The 576-nt window shown below is 64.1% G+C and carries 1 protein-coding gene; it reads right to left on the bottom strand.

What is annotated here, in order from left to right:
- Positions 1-68: 68 nt before the first annotated feature.
- A partial coding sequence (locus IH26_RS61825; protein WP_211268949.1) for a hypothetical protein occupies positions 69-576 on the bottom strand: 508 nt, incomplete at its 5' end.

The raw sequence follows: 576 nt of genomic DNA, 5'->3' as shown, positions 1-576 counted from the left end.
CGGAAATCCTCGTTGTACTTCGAAGGGCGGGGCACCGGAACATCCTTCCCCCAGACCACTGTCTGGTTTCAAGGTGTCCGGTTCGAGGGTGGAACTTCACGCCCGGCCGCCACCACGAAGCCGTGCACGATCGACAAGCCCAGCACCGCGCACCCGGTGCTCGCTGCCACCTGCTCGACCGACCGCGACGCTACGCCGATCGACGTGCCAACCAGCCAAAAGAAGAGCATGATCGCCGTCCAGGCCACCACCGCAGCCTTTCCCAAGGCACCGATGCCGACCCGGCCGACCAGACGAGCCCGGAAGCCGTCCGCCTCGAAGTGAGCGCTCAACCGGGCACGCCATGGATTACGCAAAGCCTGCCCACGTGCCTCCAACCAAACACCGCCGTTCGCGCTGAAACCGATCACCTGGTACACGCCGTACGGCGTAGCCTGAACCGGACCGCGCACCGATCCATCGAGCAACTCCTGCGCCCTAGAAGGCTTGGGCGGCGGAAGCCGTGAAAGTTGAGTCGGGTTTTGTTGATCGTGGTCGGTTTCTGGTGTGGTGATGGGGAATCGGCTGTCATGCGGC

The sequence above is a fragment of the Actinoplanes subtropicus genome (genome assembly GCF_000721705.1).
GTDB lineage: Bacteria > Actinomycetota > Actinomycetes > Mycobacteriales > Micromonosporaceae > Actinoplanes > Actinoplanes subtropicus.
Note: the sequence above shows the minus strand (reverse complement) of the source record. Positions and strands in the feature narration are given on the sequence as shown.